The organism is Bradyrhizobium sp. CCBAU 65884 (assembly GCF_028128835.1).
In the GTDB taxonomy this organism is placed as follows: domain Bacteria; phylum Pseudomonadota; class Alphaproteobacteria; order Rhizobiales; family Xanthobacteraceae; genus Bradyrhizobium; species Bradyrhizobium ottawaense.
On the sequence record NZ_LBJU01000133.1, the window covers coordinates 225,081 to 241,410 of the forward strand.

Annotated in this window: 15 protein-coding genes; 10 read left to right on the top strand and 5 right to left on the bottom strand. The window is 64.7% G+C overall.

What is annotated here, in order from left to right; all coding sequences use genetic code 11:
- Positions 1-21: 21 nt before the first annotated feature.
- From XI03_RS37415 to XI03_RS37435, 5 genes are all read left to right on the top strand, one after another.
- Entirely contained in the window at positions 22-1,395 is a 1,374-nt protein-coding gene (locus XI03_RS37415; RefSeq protein WP_271594997.1) for a surface carbohydrate biosynthesis protein, read from the top strand.
- Positions 1,396-1,399: 4 nt separating this feature from the next.
- Positions 1,400-2,803 (top strand): capsular polysaccharide export protein, LipB/KpsS family, encoded by a 1,404-nt coding sequence (locus XI03_RS37420; protein WP_271594928.1) that lies wholly within the window; start codon positions 1,400-1,402, stop codon positions 2,801-2,803.
- Between the two features lie 11 nt (positions 2,804-2,814).
- Entirely contained in the window at positions 2,815-3,564 is a 750-nt protein-coding gene (locus XI03_RS37425) for a glycosyltransferase family 2 protein (protein WP_095425649.1), read from the top strand.
- A 103-nt stretch (positions 3,565-3,667) separates the two neighbouring features.
- Positions 3,668-5,146, top strand: a complete 1,479-nt coding sequence (locus XI03_RS37430) for a DUF6056 family protein (RefSeq protein WP_271594929.1) — start codon at positions 3,668-3,670, stop codon at positions 5,144-5,146.
- A 28-nt stretch (positions 5,147-5,174) separates the two neighbouring features.
- Positions 5,175-6,137: a glycosyltransferase family 2 protein gene (locus XI03_RS37435; RefSeq protein ID WP_095425651.1), complete on the top strand. Its 963-nt coding sequence runs from the start codon at positions 5,175-5,177 to the stop codon at positions 6,135-6,137.
- Positions 6,138-6,150: 13 nt separating this feature from the next.
- Here XI03_RS37435 and XI03_RS37440 read toward each other — a convergent pair whose 3' ends face one another.
- Genes XI03_RS37440 through XI03_RS37450 form a run of 3 tightly spaced genes read right to left on the bottom strand, consistent with a single transcriptional unit; the run spans position 6,151 to position 8,784 of the window.
- Complete coding sequence (locus XI03_RS37440; protein WP_271594930.1) at positions 6,151-7,074, bottom strand: transketolase family protein; 924 nt, start codon at positions 7,072-7,074, stop codon at positions 6,151-6,153.
- Entirely contained in the window at positions 7,071-7,889 is an 819-nt protein-coding gene (locus XI03_RS37445) for a transketolase (protein WP_271594931.1), read from the bottom strand. Before XI03_RS37445 ends, XI03_RS37440 begins: the two co-directional genes overlap by 4 nt.
- Complete coding sequence (locus tag XI03_RS37450) at positions 7,867-8,784, bottom strand: NAD-dependent epimerase/dehydratase family protein (RefSeq protein ID WP_271594932.1); 918 nt, start codon at positions 8,782-8,784, stop codon at positions 7,867-7,869. The genes XI03_RS37445 and XI03_RS37450 overlap by 23 nt, the downstream gene beginning before the upstream one ends.
- Positions 8,785-8,954: 170 nt before the next feature.
- On the opposite strand from XI03_RS37450, the gene XI03_RS37455 reads away from it, so the two are divergent.
- Both XI03_RS37455 and XI03_RS37460 read left to right on the top strand, forming a co-directional pair.
- Positions 8,955-9,908 (top strand): sulfotransferase family protein, encoded by a 954-nt coding sequence (locus XI03_RS37455; RefSeq protein ID WP_271594933.1) that lies wholly within the window; start codon positions 8,955-8,957, stop codon positions 9,906-9,908.
- Positions 9,898-10,788, top strand: coding sequence for a phosphotransferase (locus XI03_RS37460; RefSeq protein WP_271594934.1), 891 nt, complete (start codon positions 9,898-9,900; stop codon positions 10,786-10,788). The genes XI03_RS37455 and XI03_RS37460 overlap by 11 nt, the downstream gene beginning before the upstream one ends.
- On the opposite strand, the gene rfbG is transcribed toward XI03_RS37460, so the two are convergent.
- Positions 10,789-11,853: a CDP-glucose 4,6-dehydratase gene (gene rfbG, locus XI03_RS37465; RefSeq protein WP_271594935.1), complete on the bottom strand. Its 1,065-nt coding sequence runs from the start codon at positions 11,851-11,853 to the stop codon at positions 10,789-10,791.
- Positions 11,850-12,620, bottom strand: coding sequence for a glucose-1-phosphate cytidylyltransferase (gene rfbF, locus XI03_RS37470; RefSeq protein WP_095425656.1), 771 nt, complete (start codon positions 12,618-12,620; stop codon positions 11,850-11,852). Before rfbF ends, rfbG begins: the two co-directional genes overlap by 4 nt.
- Before the next feature lie 216 nt (positions 12,621-12,836).
- Between rfbF and XI03_RS37475 the strand changes: the two genes are divergently transcribed.
- The 3 genes from XI03_RS37475 to XI03_RS37485 are packed head-to-tail and all read left to right on the top strand — an operon-like array spanning position 12,837 to position 16,326.
- Positions 12,837-13,799, top strand: coding sequence for a UDP-glucuronic acid decarboxylase family protein (locus XI03_RS37475; RefSeq protein ID WP_095425657.1), 963 nt, complete (start codon positions 12,837-12,839; stop codon positions 13,797-13,799).
- 39 nt (positions 13,800-13,838) lie between these two features.
- Positions 13,839-15,143, top strand: coding sequence for a hypothetical protein (locus XI03_RS37480; protein ID WP_271594936.1), 1,305 nt, complete (start codon positions 13,839-13,841; stop codon positions 15,141-15,143).
- Positions 15,144-15,147: 4 nt separating this feature from the next.
- Positions 15,148-16,326, top strand: coding sequence for a CgeB family protein (locus XI03_RS37485; protein WP_095425659.1), 1,179 nt, complete (start codon positions 15,148-15,150; stop codon positions 16,324-16,326).
- Positions 16,327-16,330: the final 4 nt, after the last annotated feature.

Consider the following 16,330-nt stretch of genomic DNA (forward strand, 5'->3'; position numbering starts at 1 on the left):
CACATCTTGCGCATAGGCCTGGTGGTCGATCACCCCAAGCGTGACCTGCCGGGGGCAGTCATGCTTGGTTATCAACTCGCGCGGCGCGGCGTCTCTGTCGCGCTGGTGCCGATGTACGAGCAGGCCGTCGATGTCCCACGGCTCGGGCTGGACGCACTCGTCGTCAACTACGCCCGTCCCGTCAATCTCGATTTGATGCGCAGCTTCGCTGGAGCGGGCCTCGCCCTGTACGTGCTCGATACCGAAGGGGGCGTGCTCGCAGAAAAGGGCGGCAACTCGCCGCCCGCAATGGCCGCCCACATCAAGGGCAGCGGCTACGCCGACATCCTGGCGGGTTATTTCTTCTGGGGCAATCGGCTGCACGACGCCTTCCTGGCCGCCGGAACCATGAAGCCGGAGCAGCTTCACCTCACCGGATGTCCGCGCTTCGACTTTGCAGCCCCACGTTGGCGCGCGTTGCTCGACGGCGAGCCGCGCGGCTATCTGCTCGTCAACGCCAATTTTCCGCTGGTCAATTCGCGCTTCACCGGCAAGCCGGGTGGTGAGCGCGAGGCGATGGTGCGGGCCGGTTGGGATGGCGCCTATGTCGATCGCTTCATCGCGGACCTGAAGCAGGTCTTCACCAGCTATCTCGCCGAGCTCGACCGGCTCGCCGCGGCGCGGCCCGACCGCAACATTCTCGTGCGGCCGCACCCCTTCGAGAGCGAGGACGTCTATCGCAACGCCCTCTCGCGCCACGCCAACGTCCTGATCGACGGCACCGGCAGCGTCCTCGACCGCATCCGCAACGCCGCCGCAGTGATCCATCTCAATTGCGGAACGGCCGTCGAATCGGTGTTGCTCGGAAAGCTGCCGCTCCAGCTCGAATATCTGAACACGCCGGTCACCGCCGGCCATGCCGCACTGCCCGCGCGCGTGAGTCGCCCGGTCGCTTCGTTCGACGAGCTGCTTGGCGCGATCGATCACATCGAGCGCGAGACCGAGACTTTCGACTTCGCCCGCGTTCACGCCGCCGATATCGAGGCCTTCTTCCATCTCAATGACGGAAAAGCCGCCGAACGTGTCGCCGAAGTCCTGACCAGCGTAGCGGGCTCGCGCCGGCCTTACGTCTCGCTGCTCGCGACCGTGAAGGGGACGCGTGCCAAGCCGAGCCTTGGCCAGATCGTCAAAGGGGCCGCCAGCGCCGCGCTCGGCTCTGCCGTCACGGAGCGGCTGCGCAGCCAGTTCAATCCCGCCCGGCGCGACAAGCGAATCGCACCGCCCTTCGTCCAGACCCTGCTCCAGCGCATCGCCGCTCACGATCAGGCGAGCCCGTCTCAATTTACGGCAAGACGCGCACAATGCGCGACGACGGGCTTGCCGCTCGCAAGTATTGCGATCGAACACGCCCAATAGAGCCATGGCCACACCTGCAAAGACCATTCTCATCACCACGCTTGCCGAATACCAGACCCGGTTCTGGATTCCGGTCGCGCAGCGGTTGCGCGCGGCAGGCCATGATGTCGAGTTGCTCGCCTTCGACGATCGCAGCGCGGAGATGTCGGCGACTGAAGGCGTTCCGGTCACGAACATGTATCGTGAGGGCCTCAAGGCCGGCCCCGCGCCCGACGATCGCAAAGCGTTCGACGCGCGCGTTGCGGCCTACGGGCTCAACGGGACCAACTTCCTGTTCAGCCATGAGCGTTTCACTTTCGGCATCCGCGACACCGCGGCACTGCGCCGGCGCTTCATGATCTATGCCAATGCGATGGAGACAGTGCTCGACCGGCTCGAGAAGCAAGGCAAGCGCGTCGAACTGGTGCAGGAGCTCGGCGGTTTCCTTTCGGTGATCGCGAGCTTCTACGCCGCCAGGCGCCGCGACATCCGCAACTGGTTCATCGAGCCATCGTTCTTTCGTGGCCGGATGTACTTCACGCCCGACACACTCGGTGCACCCGACGTGATGCCGACGCCGACGGACGCTGTCTCATCAGAAGTGCGCGCCTATCTGGACGATACGCTGACGCAACGCGCGATCGTCATCCCCAAGAAGGATCAGCACCATTATTCCGCGGCCTTCAAGAAGGTCGTCAATTTGCGTAACGCGCGCCGCCTCACCGAGAAGCTGTGGGACCAGTTCGCGCTCGGCAAGCACCAGGAGTTCGGGCACAATCTGCGACATGCCCGGGTGCACGCCGCGATGGCGCTCAACGCGACGCGGCTGCGCAAGCTCTATAAGCCGATCCCCGCGGCGCCCTTCGTCTACTATCCCTTCCACGTTCCCGCCGACATGGCGCTGACGCTGCGCTCGCCGGACTATCTCGACCAGGTCGCGACCGTCGACTTCCTGCTGCGCACCATCCCGGATTCGCATGTGCTCGTGGTGAAGGAACATCCCGCCCAGATCGGCGCGATCTCGGCCGATCGCCTGTTCGAACTGGCGCGCAGGTTCGACAATTTCGTGCTGCTGCCACCGCAGACCAACAATTACACCGTGCTCAACCGCGCCGATGCCGTCATCTCCGTCAACAGCAAATCGGGGGCCGAGGCGCTGCTGCTCGGCAAGCCGGTCGTGGTGATGGGCGATGCGTTCTACCGCTCCTGCCCGCTGGTCTATGCGGTCGATCGTCTGGCCGATGTGCCCGCACGCCTGCGCGAGGCACTCTCCACCGGGCCGTTCGATCCGGCCAAAGGCGCCCCCTATTTCGAGTCCGCCTGGCGCCGGTCTTATCCGGGCGAGCTCTATATCAGCGACCCCAAGTTGCTCGACATGTTTGCGGCCTCCTTGCGCGCGGCCATCGCCGAGCCGGCCGGTGCGAACTGAACGGACCCATCATGCCGCTCGTCTCGATCATCACACCGTCCTGGAATGTCGAAGGCCTGATCGAGGAGACGATCCGCTCGGTGCAGAGCCAGACCTTCGCCGATTGGGAACTCCTGATCGCGGACGACTGCTCGACCGACAGCACGCCGGCGATCATCGCCGGCATCAGCGAGCGTGACCCGCGCGTCAAGCTGATCCGGATGCCGAAGAACGGCGGCCCGGCGCTTGCGCGCCAGGCGTCGATCGACGCCGCGCAGGGCCGCTATCTCGCCTTCCTCGACAGCGACGATCTGTGGCTGCCCGAGAAGCTCGAGCGGCAGCTCGCCTTCGCGAAGGCGAAGCAGGCTGCTCTCAGCTACACCGCCTTCCGCCGCATCAACGAGACCAACACCGTCACCGGGCGGCTGATCGAGGTGCCGGCCTCGCTCACCTATGGCCAGCTCCTGGAGAACACCGCGATCGCGACCCTGACCGCGATGGTCGACCGCGAGATCGCCGGTCCCATCGCAATGAAGAACGAGGGCTATGACGATTTCTGTCTGTGGCTCTCGATCCTCAAGCGCGGCCACACCGCCTACGGCCTCAACGAGGACCTTGCACGCTACCGCGTCAGGGGCTCCTCGGTCTCCAGCCGACCGGCACGCTCGGCCAAATGGGTCTGGCAGATCTACCGCAACGTCGAGCACCTCTCGCTGATCAGGTCGGCCTGGTGCTTTGCCCATTGGGGTACGCGGGCCTGGCTCAAACGGCGGGAGTTCTAGCGCCGCCGGCGGCTTGGCACGCAGCCACTTGCAACAGCCGGAATTGAACATTGCGACCTCGACGGGTTGCCTCTAATCTGCCCCGGATCGGAGGGGGCTTTGCGTGTACAATCAAGGTGTTATTCCACTGGCAGCGCGTCCCCACGCCGATCGCCGGGCCTGGATTGGCTGGACGCTCTGCAGCCTGTTTCCTGCAATTTTTCTGCTGCTTCTGTTCGCGCTCACGTCGCTTAGCGCGCCCGAGCATGACGACTTCTGCTTCGCGGATCTGTACGCGCGTCACGGGTTCATCGAGACCGTATCGCTCTTCTATCATTCGCAATCGGGCCGGGTGCTGGCCCTGTGGTTGACCCAGGTTCCGCCGGCGATCTCTGCCGCGGCAAATGTCAGCTTGCTGTCGGCCTATTCACTGATGATGGCTGTGAGCGCGGCGCTGTTCCTGGCCGGCACTGCCCTCGCCATGGTCCGGGCCTGGCCCCGCACCGCCGCTCTCCAGCTGGTTTTCCTCACGCTCGCATTCGCGAGCGCCGTGGTCAGCGCGGCGCCCAGCGTGCGGGATCTGCTCTATTGGCTCTCGGCCGTGACCTGTTACGTCCCGCCCGCGTTGATCACCATCCTGATCCTCGGGGAGTGCGTTCGGGCGCTTGACGGGGAAGCCGGCTTCTCGTGGACGCTCAGCCTCGCGATGGCCCTGGGCGGTTTCGTCGCTGCACTGGGCAATGAATTTACCGGAACATGGCTGCTGCTGATCGTCTCGGCGTCACTGGGCGCGCGGTATCTCTTCGGCCAGCAGCGTCAGATCGTGCAGCACATCCTGATCGCGACCACCATCGCGATCGGATGGATCATCGTCGTCTCCGCCAGCGGCAACAGCACGCGCATGGAGCAGCTCCCGAACGGCGGGCATGTGACATGGTCGCTTCTTCTAGCGCTGATCGATTCGCTCGCCGGTCTCGGCCGCTTCCTTCGAGAACCCGCCGTGGTGGTCTGGCTCGCCGCTGTCGGCCTCATTGCGTTGGCCGAGCCGCAAGCCACGCAACCAGCGCCGCGAAAGGGCAAGATGCTGGCTCTCGGCACGATCGCGATCTGCCTGGCATGCTGTTACTTCGAATATTTCGCTCATCGATATGCGACGGGGATGCGACTCATCGAGCGGGCGCAGAATCAGGCGCTCATCCTGCTGCTGTTCGGATCGACGCTGGGCGTCAGGCTGCTCGTCGGCGCCTACAGCCAGCAATTGCGCGAACGGCTTGCGGCGGGCGCGTTTCGTGGCCTGCTCGGTCCGGTCGGGTTGCCTGCGAGCCTGGCGTTGCTCACGATCGTCTCGCTCAGCCTGAGCTCGACGGCGTTTCAGCTGCGCGCCCAATGGCAGGGCCTGTATCCGTACTGGCAGGAGAGCGCCGATCGGCATGCCCTGTTGACCACGAGGCCCGAGCCGGTTGTCGTGGTTCCTCGGCACAAATGGACGCCATCCCTGCTGATGACCGCCGATGTGACGGCGGACGCCGACAGATTGCCGAACGACTGCATCGCCAGATACTACCACAAATCCGCCGTCTACGGCGCCGACACGCCGCGATGACCATTTGCCCTGCTTCAGAGATGCGAACGTGAAAACAATCAGCGTCATCACGCCCTGTTACAATGAAGAGCTCAACGTCAGGGATTGCTACGAGGCAATCCGGAAAATCTTCGACGGCGAGCTCCACGGCTACCAGCGCGAGCACATCTTCTGCGACAACGCCTCCGACGATCGCACCATGGAGATCCTCCGCGAGATCGCGGCACAGGACCCCGCGGTAAAGATCATCGTCAACGCACGCAACTTCGGACCGCTGCGCAACACGTTCAACGGCGTGATGGCCTCGCGCGGCGACGCTGTCCTGCTGTTCATGCCGGCGGACCTTCAGGATCCCCCGGAATTGCTTCCCGAGTTCGTCAAGCTGTGGGAAGCCGGCTACGAGATCGTCTATGGGATCCGCGCGGTGCGCGAGGAAAGCCGTCTGATGCGCGGGCTCCGCAACGCCTACTACCGCGTGCTGACCAGATTCTCCGAGCTCAAGGTGCCTCCGGGAGTCGGTGATTTCCAACTTGTCGACAGGCGCGTTGTCGAAGCCATGCGTCACGTCCGTGACGCCTATCCATTCATGCGAATGATGACGTTCGAATGCGGCGGCCGCATGGTCGGGGTGCCCTACACCTGGCGCGAGCGCAAGAAGGGGTTTTCGAAGAACCGCGCCGGCGCGCTGATCGACCAGGGCCTCAATGGGCTGGTGTCCTTCACCACGGCGCCGGTCCGGTTCGGGCTTCTCGCGGGCTTTCTGATCTCGGCCGTGAGCATCGCCTACGCGATCGTCAACTTCATCATCGGCCTGGTGCTTTATCAGAAGCTCGCCGAACCCGGCATCCTCACCCTGATCGTCGCCATGTTCTTCTTCGGCGGCGTACAGCTGTTCTTCATGGGCATGATTGGCGAGTACGTTCTCGCGATCTACGGACAGGTGCGCGAGAAGCCGGTGGTGTTCGAGCGCGAGCGCGTCAATTTCGATCCCTCGCCCCCGCCCGGCGCGTGAGGCGCAGGCGGCGTCAGCGCTTCGCCAGCGATTGCTCGACCCGCGCGACGATCGCCTGAGCCGAGAGGCCCGCTGCATCGAGCAGCGCCTCGCGCGATCCCGCCTGCGAGGTCTTGCCACCCTGCTCGGGAATACCCATGCCCGTAATCGGCGGCCGGACCGCGTCTCCGGCAAACGCGCCCGCCACCAGGCTGAACAGGCCGCCGCGCAGGATGTGCTCTTCCAGCGTCACGATGAGTGAGGCGTCGCGCACGGCGTCGCGGATCGCGGCCTCGTCGAGCGGCTTCAGGCAGGAGACGCTGACCACGCCGACGTCCCTGCCGCGCCCGGCGAGTTCGCCGGCGGCCTCCAGCGCACGGGAGGCGATCGGCCCGGACGCGAGGATGAGGACCTCCCGTCCCTCACGCAAAACCCTGGGCTTGCGCAGATCGGTTACGGCGGCGCCGAGATTCGGCTCCCCCTGACGGCTGAGCCGCAGATAAGAGGGCTTGCCGCTTCCTGCGATCAGACGCGTCGCAGCCCGCACCTCCATGGGATCGCAGGGCACGAACACCTCGATGCCCGGCAGCATCGACATGATCCCCGCATCCTCGAGCGCGTGGTGGGTGTAGCCCTGGCTGCCATAGGCATAGCCGGCACCCACCGCCACGACCTTGACGTCGGCACCGTGATAGCAGACGTCGTTGCGGAGCTGCTCGAGGCAGCGCAGCGTCGGGAAATTGCCGATCGAGTAGATGAAGACGGTCTTGCCCGATAGCGCGATTCCGGCGGCGATCCCCGCCATGTTCTGCTCGGCCACACCGACATTGAGATAACGATCGGGAAACTGCGCCGCGAACGGCTCCAGCACGGAGTAGCCGAGATCGCCGCAGAGCAGCCAGATATCGGGGTTTTCGCTTGCCGCCTGCGACAGGCTCTCGATGAACGTCGTTCTCATGCGCCGACCTCGGCCAGCGCTTGCGCGAGCAGCTCATCCGAAGGCGAGCGGTAGTGCCATTCGAGCTTGTTCTCCATGAAGCTCACGCCTTTGCCCTTCACGGTGTGGGCGATCACGACGGTCGGCCGGCCCGATGCCGCCGGCACGCCGCTCAGCGCACGCTCGAGCGCGGTGAGGTCGTGGCCGTCGATCTCCTCGACCTGCCAGCCGAACGCCTTCCATTTCTCGGCAAACGGATCCAGGTTCAACACCTCGGCGACCGAGCCGAAACTCTGGATCTTGTTGAAGTCGACGATGACGCAGAGATTCTCGAGCTTGTGATGGGGCGCGAACAGGATGCCCTCCCAGTTCGAGCCCTCGTCGCATTCGCCGTCGCTGAGCAAGCAGAACACGCGGCTGCCGGCGCCTGCATTTCTTGCGGCCAGCGCCATGCCGATCGCAATCGGCAGGCCATGGCCGAGCGAGCCGGTCGAAACCTCGACGCCGGGCACGGCGTGGCTGACATGCCCGGTGAAGATCGAACCGTCGCGGCAATAGGTGTCGAGCTCGGCCAGAGAAAAGAAACCGCATTCGGCAAGCGTTGCGTACATGATCGCCGTGGCGTGGCCCTTGCTGAGCACGAAGCGATCGCGGTTCGGGCTTTGCGGCTCGGCGGGATCGACGCGCAGGATCCGCGTGTAGAGCACCGCCAGGATATCCGCCATCGAGAGGCAGCCGCCGATATGGGAGGCCTTCGCGGCATGCACCATGCGCAACGCGTGCGCACGAATCCGTCGCGCGAATTCTTTCGGCTCAGGAAGATTTGGTCGCGTCATGCCACTCTACCGTCTCGCGTAGTCCCTGATCCAACGGCACTTCGGGCTTCCAGCCCAAGGCAAGCATGCGCGAAACGTCCGCAGCCAGGACCATAACCTGATCGGACCGATACGCCAACTCGCCGAAGCCGAGATCGGCGCCGGGGGCGACGAGATCGCGCAGCCGCGTCACCGTTTCGCGCAGCGGCGGCGCGTCCGCACTGCCGACGTTGAAGACGCCGCTCCCCGCTTCATGCGTAATCGCCAGCCGGAAAGCGCTCGCGGCGTCGCGCGCGTGCAGAAATCCCCAGCGCTGCTCGCAGGCCGTCAGCGCCATACGATGTCCCGAGCGCAAGTTCCGAATCATGCTCGGAATCAGCCAGTGATCGGCGTCCTTCGGGCCGTAGGTCGAGAAAATCCTGAGCCAGGCGGCACGCAGCCCGCGCTCCTCGCACAGGCGCATCGCCATCGATCCGGCCGCGAGCTTGGCCATGCCGTACAATGTCGTCGGCCGTGGCGCGTCGTCCTCCCGGATCGGACGATCATAGGGTCCGTACTCCGCCTGCGATCCGGCTCCGACGAAGATCCTGGCGCCGGCCTCGGCCGCGAGCTCGGCGAGGCCCACCGTGTCGGCCACGTTGACGGCCTGAACCGGGCTGTTGCGATCGCTGCCTGCGACGCCGCGCCAGGCCATGTGCACGACCGCGTCCGGCGCGAACGCCCCCAGCGCTCCGCGCAGCCCGTCCGGATGCTCCAGACTGCCCGGGATCACGTGCAGCCGGTCATGAAGCGGCCCGAGGCGCCAACAGGAACTTGCCGGCCGCAACAGGACGGCCACCTCGTGCCCCCGCGCCATGAGGTCCGCAACGAGATAGGAGCCCAGAAAACCGCTCGCACCGGTGGCAAAAACACGCATAAGCCCCGGGTAGATCAGCTACCCCGGCCCCGTCAATGTCCCGCTTCGGCAAGCCCCCTGCCCGGGCCACGTTCCCGGCACGGCCGAAAGGGCGATCCGAACTTGATTATCCGGCCCATGCGGCTAAACGGATGGCCAGATCGAGGTTCGACGACGTTAGGGATAGACGCATGAATGATTTCAGGCTGGCCATGGTTTCCGCAGGCTTCGAGCACGGCGGAAACGTCACCCACCGCCACTTCGACGGTCATCCCGACCTGCTCGTCTATCCCTTCGAATCCCAGCTCGGCAACCGCAACTTCAACGACTTCCTGGCCTCGGTCGAGCGCGTCCAGTACCGCTATCCCGAATTCCCGGAGGGGCTGACGGCCACCGAGCTCTATGAGCAGATGATCGACGAGGAGCTGAAGACCTTCCTGCGCAAGCGCAACGGCTCCAAGTTCCGCGATGCGGACTGCGTGATGGACGAGAAGAAGCGGGTCGCCGAGTTCGCCCGCATCGTCGGCGAGCCGCCGATCTTCCGCCGGCAAGTGGTCGAGGCCTACTTCCGGTCGACTTTCGCGGCGTGGGAGAACTATTACGTCAAGCCGCGGCCGGGCATGGTCCATGTCGGCTACTCGCCCGCCATCGGGATCGATGCCGATCGCATGGTGCGCGACTTTCCCAACGTCCGCATCCTGCACATCGTGCGCAATCCGTTCTCGGCCTACCGCGACACCAAGCGCCGCCCGTTCCCGCAGCCGCTGACCAAATACCTGATCACCTGGAACATCTATCACTCGACGGTCGAGATGTTCGCCAAAATGTATCCGGAGAACGTGCGGATCTTCCGTTACGAGGACCTCGTCGACGACAAGCGCAAGTTCATGACCGAGGCAGCCGGCTTCATCGGCGTGCCCTTCGCCGACTCCATGCTCTATCCGAGCTGGAACGGCGTCGAGATCAAGGACTCCATCGCACCCTGGGGAACCGTGCTCAAGAGCACGAAGGACTACAACCAGGCCGTGATCCAGGAGCTCTCGGACGAGGAGCGCAAACAGATCGCACAGGGCACCGCGGCACTCGCCCGTCATTTCGGCTACGACCGGATCGACTATCTGAGCCCGCTCTATCGTGCTGAGTAAGATCGCGTTCTTCGAAACCGACGACCGCCCCGACATCGCCGCCGATCGCGCGCGCCTCCTGCCCGCGCTGCTACAGCATCTGCAATCCTTCAGCCGCAACGTCACCGTTGCGGCGGCACCCGGCGGCACGCTCGGCGCCTGCTACGATGCGGATATCTCCGGCGAAAAGCGGTTTCTGAAGACGCATCTGCCGGGGGCGCGCGCACGCGCCAGCCTCGCCAAGGAAGCCGACATCCTCGAGCAGCTCTACGGCAACGCGATCGTGCTCGACCGTTTCGAGATTCCCCTCGCGGATGGAGCGGCGCGACTCTGCCTCATGATGCCCGCGCTGGTGCCGCAGGCCGCCCCGATGCCGCCCGCTGATGCCGCCGCAATGGCCTGCGCGTGCAGTGAGCGGCTCAAGGACTGGCAGCCGGACGGACTTGCCTCTTTCGATCACTATCTGGCGTCCGCCGCAGAGGCATTGAAGACGCTTTCGAGCCGCGGCCTGCTGGAGCGGGCCGGCGCGACCGAGGTGGGCAGGCTGATCGCGCTGCTCGGGGATCGTCTGGCGGATTTGCCCGAGGCGCTCTGTCACGGCGATTTCGGGCCGAAGAACATCATGCTCCAGGGCACCGCGCGGCGCGTCATCGACTGGGAAGATGCATTCCGCGGCATCGCCGGCTACGACTACCTGTATTGGCTGACCTTCATGGAGAACCGGCCGTTCCTGCAAGAGGCCGCCTTCGGCCGAACCGGCCTTTCGCCCGAGGTCGAGCGCGCCATCCTCGTGCTCGTCGTCCTGCTCAAATCCTATCTGGCGGTCTTGTCGGGCGAGTACCTGAAGCACGCGGTGTCGGCAGAGGACCGCATTACCGAGATCCTCGATCTGCCGGGCTGATCAGGCCTGCGCGGCGCCAGCGACCTGGTCGAGCTGATCGAGCGAGAAGCTGCGCAGGTCGCGGCCCTCGCGCAGCGCCTTGTACCATTCGACGGTCAGCCGAAGGCCCTGCGCCAGATCGAGCCGCGGCGTCCAGCCGAGTTCGCTCCGCGCCTTCGCGCAGTCGAGCCTGAGATAGGCGGCTTCGTGCGGATGCGGGCCGGAATCGGCCGTCCACCGCGCCCCGTCACTCCACAGCGCGATCAGATGATCGACCACGGTCCCGACCGGCACCTCGCTTGCGGTATCCGGTCCGAAATTCCAGCCCCCGACGAAACGCTCATCGCCCGCCAATCGCTCGACCAGCGAGAGATAGCCGAGCACCGGGTCGAGCGCGTGCTGCCAGGGCCGCACCGAATTGGGATTGCGGATGCGGAGCGCCTCGCCGGCCAGGAACGCCTGCATCGCATCGGGCACCAGACGGTCGCGCGCCCAGTCACCGCCGCCGAAGACGTTGCCGGCCCGCGCGGTGGCGACGCGCGCCGCCCCCTTCGCGTTGAAGAAACTGTGGCGATAGGAATGCGTCACGAGCTCGGCGCAGGCCTTGCTGTTGCTGTAGGGATCGTCGCCGCCGAGCCGGTCGCCCTCGCTGAAGGCGGTGCCCATGCCGTTGTTCTCGTAGCATTTGTCGCTGGTGACGTTCAGGATCACCTTCACCGAGCGCAGAGGCCGTGCCGCCTCCAGCACATGCACCGTGCCCATCACGTTGGTCGCAAAGGTCTCGACCGGCTCCTCGTAAGAGGGACGCACCAGCGCTTGCGCAGCCATGTGGATGACGATGTCGGGCTCGGCCTCCGCCATTGCGGAGCGCAAGGTAGAGAGATCGCGGATATCGGCAATGCGGTGCTTGATGTCGTCGGCGATGCGCGCCGTGACGAACAGCGCGGATTGGTGTGTCGGCGGCAGTGCATAGCCGTAGACGTCGGCTCCGAGGCGGCGCAGCAGCAGCGACGCCCAGGCGCCCTTGAAGCCGGTGTGGCCGGTGAGAAAGACCTTCTTGCCGCGCCAGAATGCCGGATCCGTCACCAGACCCTCCATTTGGCACGGTTGCCGGCCCACTCACCCTCGAGGAAGTTGCGGTCGCGCAGCGAGTCCATCGGATGCCAGAAGCCGTGATGCACATAGGCGCGCAGATCGTCGCCGCGCACCAGTTGCTCCATCGGCTCGCGCTCCCAAATCGTGTTGTCGCCTGCGATCAGCTCGCCGACCGACGGCGACAACAGAAAGAAACCGCCATTGATCCAGCCGCCGTCGTCATTGGGCTTTTCCTCGAAATTGACGACCCGGTCGCCCTCGACCGCGATCGCGCCGAACCGCTTGGCCGGCCGCACCACCGAAACGGTGGCACGCCGCCCGTGCGCCTTGTGGAAAGCGATCTCGGCGGCAAGGTCGATGTCCGCGACGCCGTCGCCATAGGTCAATGCGAAGAAGGGCTCGTCCGCGACATAGGGCAACACCCGCTTCAACCGGCCGCCGGTCTGGGTGTCCTCGCCGGTGTCGACGAGCGTGACCCGCCACGGCTCGGCCGTCTCGCGATGCACTTCCATCCGGTTCTCAGCGATGTGGAAGGTCACGTCGGACATGTGCAGGAAGTAATTCGCGAAATACTCCTTGATCATGAAGCCCTTGTAGCCAAGGCAGATCACGAAATCATGGAAGCCATAATGGCTGTAGATCTTCATGATGTGCCACAGGATCGGCCGCCCGCCGATCTCCACCATCGGCTTCGGCCGCGTGCTGGTCTCCTCCGCGATTCGGGTGCCCAGGCCTCCCGCAAGAATTACGACTTTCATTCACCTGCTCCGAACGGGAGGCACGCTCCCCGCGTAATCCAGACGGCTTCTATACGAAGTGGCCGAACCTGGAAAATCATCGGTCCCTAAAGCCCTCCTGAGGTCAAGGGGTATTATACTACCTTACGCAAGACTATTGGCGTTTCCGCCCGTAGCCGATACCACTCTGCCGGCCGCACCGGGAGGACCGTCCCGAGATCCAGCTGGAACCCGATCATGCCGTTTGAAAGCTACAAGAACAGCCGCATCCTCGTAACCGGGGGCGCCGGGTTCATCGGATCGCATCTGTGCGAGCGACTGCTCGATACGGGAGCCGAGGTGGTGTCCGTCGACAACTACTTCACTGGCAGCCGACGCAACATCGCCCATCTGATCGCAAATCCGCTGTTCGAGGCGGTCCGGCACGACGTCACCTTCCCGCTCTACATCGAGGTCGACGCGATCTTCAACCTGGCCTGCCCGGCCTCGCCGATCCACTACCAGCGCGATCCCGTGCAGACCACCAAGACCTCGGTGCACGGCGCCATCAACATGCTGGGGCTCGCCAAGCGACTCAAGGCGCGCATCTTCCAGGCCTCGACCAGCGAGGTCTATGGCGATCCGCTGATCCATCCGCAGACCGAAGATTACTGGGGCAATGTCAACCCGATCGGCGTCCGCTCCTGCTACGACGAGGGCAAACGTTGCGCCGAGACGCTGTTCTTCGACTATTGGCGTCAGCACAGCCTGCCGATCAAGGTCGCGCGCATCTTCAATACCTACGGTCCGCGCATGCAGCCGAATGACGGTCGCGTGGTGTCGTCCTTCATCGTCCAGGCGCTGCAGGGCGAGCCGATCACCGTGTTCGGCGACGGCGGGCAGACCCGCTCGTTCTGCTATGTCGACGACCTCGTCGAGGCCATCATGCGGTTGATGGTGACCGCGGAGGACATCACCGGCCCGATCAACCTCGGCAACAATTCCGAGTTCACGATCCGTGAACTCGCCGAGAAGGTCATCAAGCTCACGGGCTCGCGTTCCAAGCTGGTGTTCAAGCCGCTGCCGCAGGACGACCCGCGCCAGCGCCAGCCCGACCTTGCCAAGGCGAAGGCGGTACTGAACTGGGAGCCGAAGGTCGCGCTCGAGGACGGGCTGAAGGAGACGATCGCCTACTTCAAGCACTCGCTCGACATCGCCTGACCTGCTCGCAACGCCCATCGTCCGCAGCGAGCTTCCGCAATGAGCGCACCGGCCGGGATCATCAGCGATTTGCGCGCCCGGCTGGACTCGAAAGCCGCACTGACGAGATTGGTGCTGCTGCACAGCGCCGTCACCTGCCTGTCGCTGATCGAGGTCGCGACCTTTCAGCTCTCCATCGACTTCGACCCGAAGCGCCTCTGGATCGCGGTCATCGTTGCGGCCGGCTTTTCCGTCGTCTCGCTGCTGTTTGCCTCAGCCCGCTTCTGCTTCGGCTATTTCGTCGGGTTCTATTTCTACACGATGATCCTGGGCTTCCTGTGGATCGACGTCTTCTCCGACTACAATTACCCGCGATTGCTTGCCGGAGTTTCCGCGGCATTGGCGCTGCTGCTCTGCCTGATGCCCGTGCTGTTCATCCGGGCACCGCTGCGACAGTTCGTGCCAATGTCCAATGCCCGCTTCGAGCATTTGCTGACGCTTATCCTCCTGGTCTCCATCGTCACCATCGCCGTCGCTTCGACCTACAATTTCCGCCTGGTCTCGATCGCGAACATCTATGACTACCGTGACACGCTCGAATTCCCAGGATTGCTGCGATATCTCATCGGCTGGGTTTCCAGCACGCTGCTGCCGTTTGCATTCGCCAGCTACTGGCTGCTCGGCTATCGGTGGCGCGCAGGACTGGCGCTGGTCCTGCTCCTGCTATTCTATCCCATCACGCTGACGAAGTTCGCGTTCTTCACGCCAGCCTGGTTGATCGCGCTGGTGGTGCTGTCGCGGCTGCTGGAGGCGAGAGCATCGGTCATCGCCTCGATCTTCGTCCCGATGCTGATCGGGCTGCTCGTGATCTGGGTGACGGAGGCGAGCCTGAGGAGCATTCCCGGCAGGTATTTCGATATCGTCAACATCCGGATGATGGCGACGGCATCGGGCGCGCTCGAGCTCTACAACGATTTCTTCGCCAACCACCCGCTGACCTGGTTCTGCCAGATCTCCGTGCTCAAGCCGTTGATGCATTGTCCTTACGATGAGCCGCTCGCGGTGGTCATGCAGAACACCTACGATTTCGGCAATGTGAACGCCTCGCTGTTTGCGACGGAAGGCATTGCGTCCGTCGGCCCGTGGCTGGCACCGCTGACCGCGCTCGCAGCAGGTCTCGTGCTGGCGCTCGGCAACCGCGCCTCCGCGGGCCTGCCGCCCCGCTTCGTGCTGATGTCGTCGGGTGTGCTGCCGCACATCCTGCTCAACGTGCCGCTCTCCGTCGCCATGCTCACCCACGGCACCGCCATCCTGTTCCTGCTCTGGTACGTGATGCCCCGCACCCTGTTCGAAGAAAAGCCGTGACGCCGTGCGCATCCTGATCCTCAACGCCGACTATCCGCGCTTCCTCGCCTGGCTCTACCGGCGCACGCCAGGCCTGGAGAACGCGCCTTATGCGGCGCAGATGGCGGCGCGGAACGCCAGCCTGTTCGGCGTCGCCGATTTCTATTCGCGCAATTTCGGCGGCCTCGGGCACGCCGCCGCCGACATCCATGTCAATAATCCCTGGATGCGGGCGGCCTGGGCGCGAGAGCACGGGCTTGCCGTCACCGAGCCGCCGCCGCCCGGCACACCGGCCGCGCGCGATGCCGTTCCCGGCTGGCTGCAACGCGCGGTCGCCCCCTTCAAACCGGTGCTGCGGCCGCTCGCGCGCAAGGTCGGCCTCAGTCCGCGCCTTGATGCCGAAGCAGAAAAGATCCTGCTGGCGCAGATCGAGGACTTCAAGCCCGATCTCGTCCTCAACCAGGATCTGTTTCACGTCGACACGCGCCTGGCGCGCCGGATCAAAGGGATCGGCCGCCCCATCCTGGTCGGCCAGATCGGCATCTCGCCCTCACGCGGCGAGGACTGGTCGGTCTACGATCTCATGATCTCGCAGATGGCCGCGGTGGTGGACTTCTTCCGTGCCCACGGAGCGCGCGCCGAAGTGGTCCATCTCGCCTTCGAGCCCGGCATCCTCGACGTCCTGCCGCCGCCGCCCTCGCAGGAATTCGACGTCACCTTCGTCGGGGCCGTGTCAGCCGATCACCAGCTTCGCGTCGCGCAGCTCGAAGCGGTGGCGCGGCGCTACGATCTCAAACTGTTCGGCAGCGGTCTGCACTCCCTTCCCGCATCCTCGCCGCTGCACCGCTGCTACCAGGGCGAGGTGTGGGGCTCTGAGATGTACCAGGCACTGCGCGCCTCGCGCGTCACCCTCAATTCGCACATCGACATGGCCGGCCGCGAGGCCGGCAATGCCCGCCTGTTCGAAGCGACCGGCGTCGGCGCGTTCCTGCTCACCGACTTCAAGGACAATCTGCACAAATTGTTCGCTCCCGAGCGCGAGGTCGTTGCGTGGCGCAGCGTCGAGGACTGTCTCGCGTTGATCGATCGGTATCTCGCCGACGACACGGCGCGCCAGTCCATTGCCAAGGCGGGACAGGCCAGGACATTTGCCGCACACACTTTTCGCCGGCGTGTCGAAGAGATCCTAGGTTACATCAGCTGAATTC

Bases quoted from the DNA above. Each gene is read 5' to 3' on its own strand.
- XI03_RS37420 (WP_271594928.1), top strand. From the start codon at position 1,400: ATGGCCACACCTGCAAAGACCATTCTCATCACCACGCTTGCCGAATAC.
- XI03_RS37425 (WP_095425649.1), top strand. From the start codon at position 2,815: ATGCCGCTCGTCTCGATCATCACACCGTCCTGGAATGTCGAAGGCCTG.
- XI03_RS37440 (WP_271594930.1), bottom strand. From the start codon at position 7,074: ATGAGAACGACGTTCATCGAGAGCCTGTCGCAGGCGGCAAGCGAAAAC.
- XI03_RS37445 (WP_271594931.1), bottom strand. From the start codon at position 7,889: ATGACGCGACCAAATCTTCCTGAGCCGAAAGAATTCGCGCGACGGATT.
- XI03_RS37450 (WP_271594932.1), bottom strand. From the start codon at position 8,784: ATGCGTGTTTTTGCCACCGGTGCGAGCGGTTTTCTGGGCTCCTATCTC.
- XI03_RS37455 (WP_271594933.1), top strand. From the start codon at position 8,955: ATGAATGATTTCAGGCTGGCCATGGTTTCCGCAGGCTTCGAGCACGGC.
- rfbF (WP_095425656.1), bottom strand. From the start codon at position 12,620: ATGAAAGTCGTAATTCTTGCGGGAGGCCTGGGCACCCGAATCGCGGAG.
- XI03_RS37475 (WP_095425657.1), top strand. From the start codon at position 12,837: ATGCCGTTTGAAAGCTACAAGAACAGCCGCATCCTCGTAACCGGGGGC.
- XI03_RS37480 (WP_271594936.1), top strand. From the start codon at position 13,839: ATGAGCGCACCGGCCGGGATCATCAGCGATTTGCGCGCCCGGCTGGAC.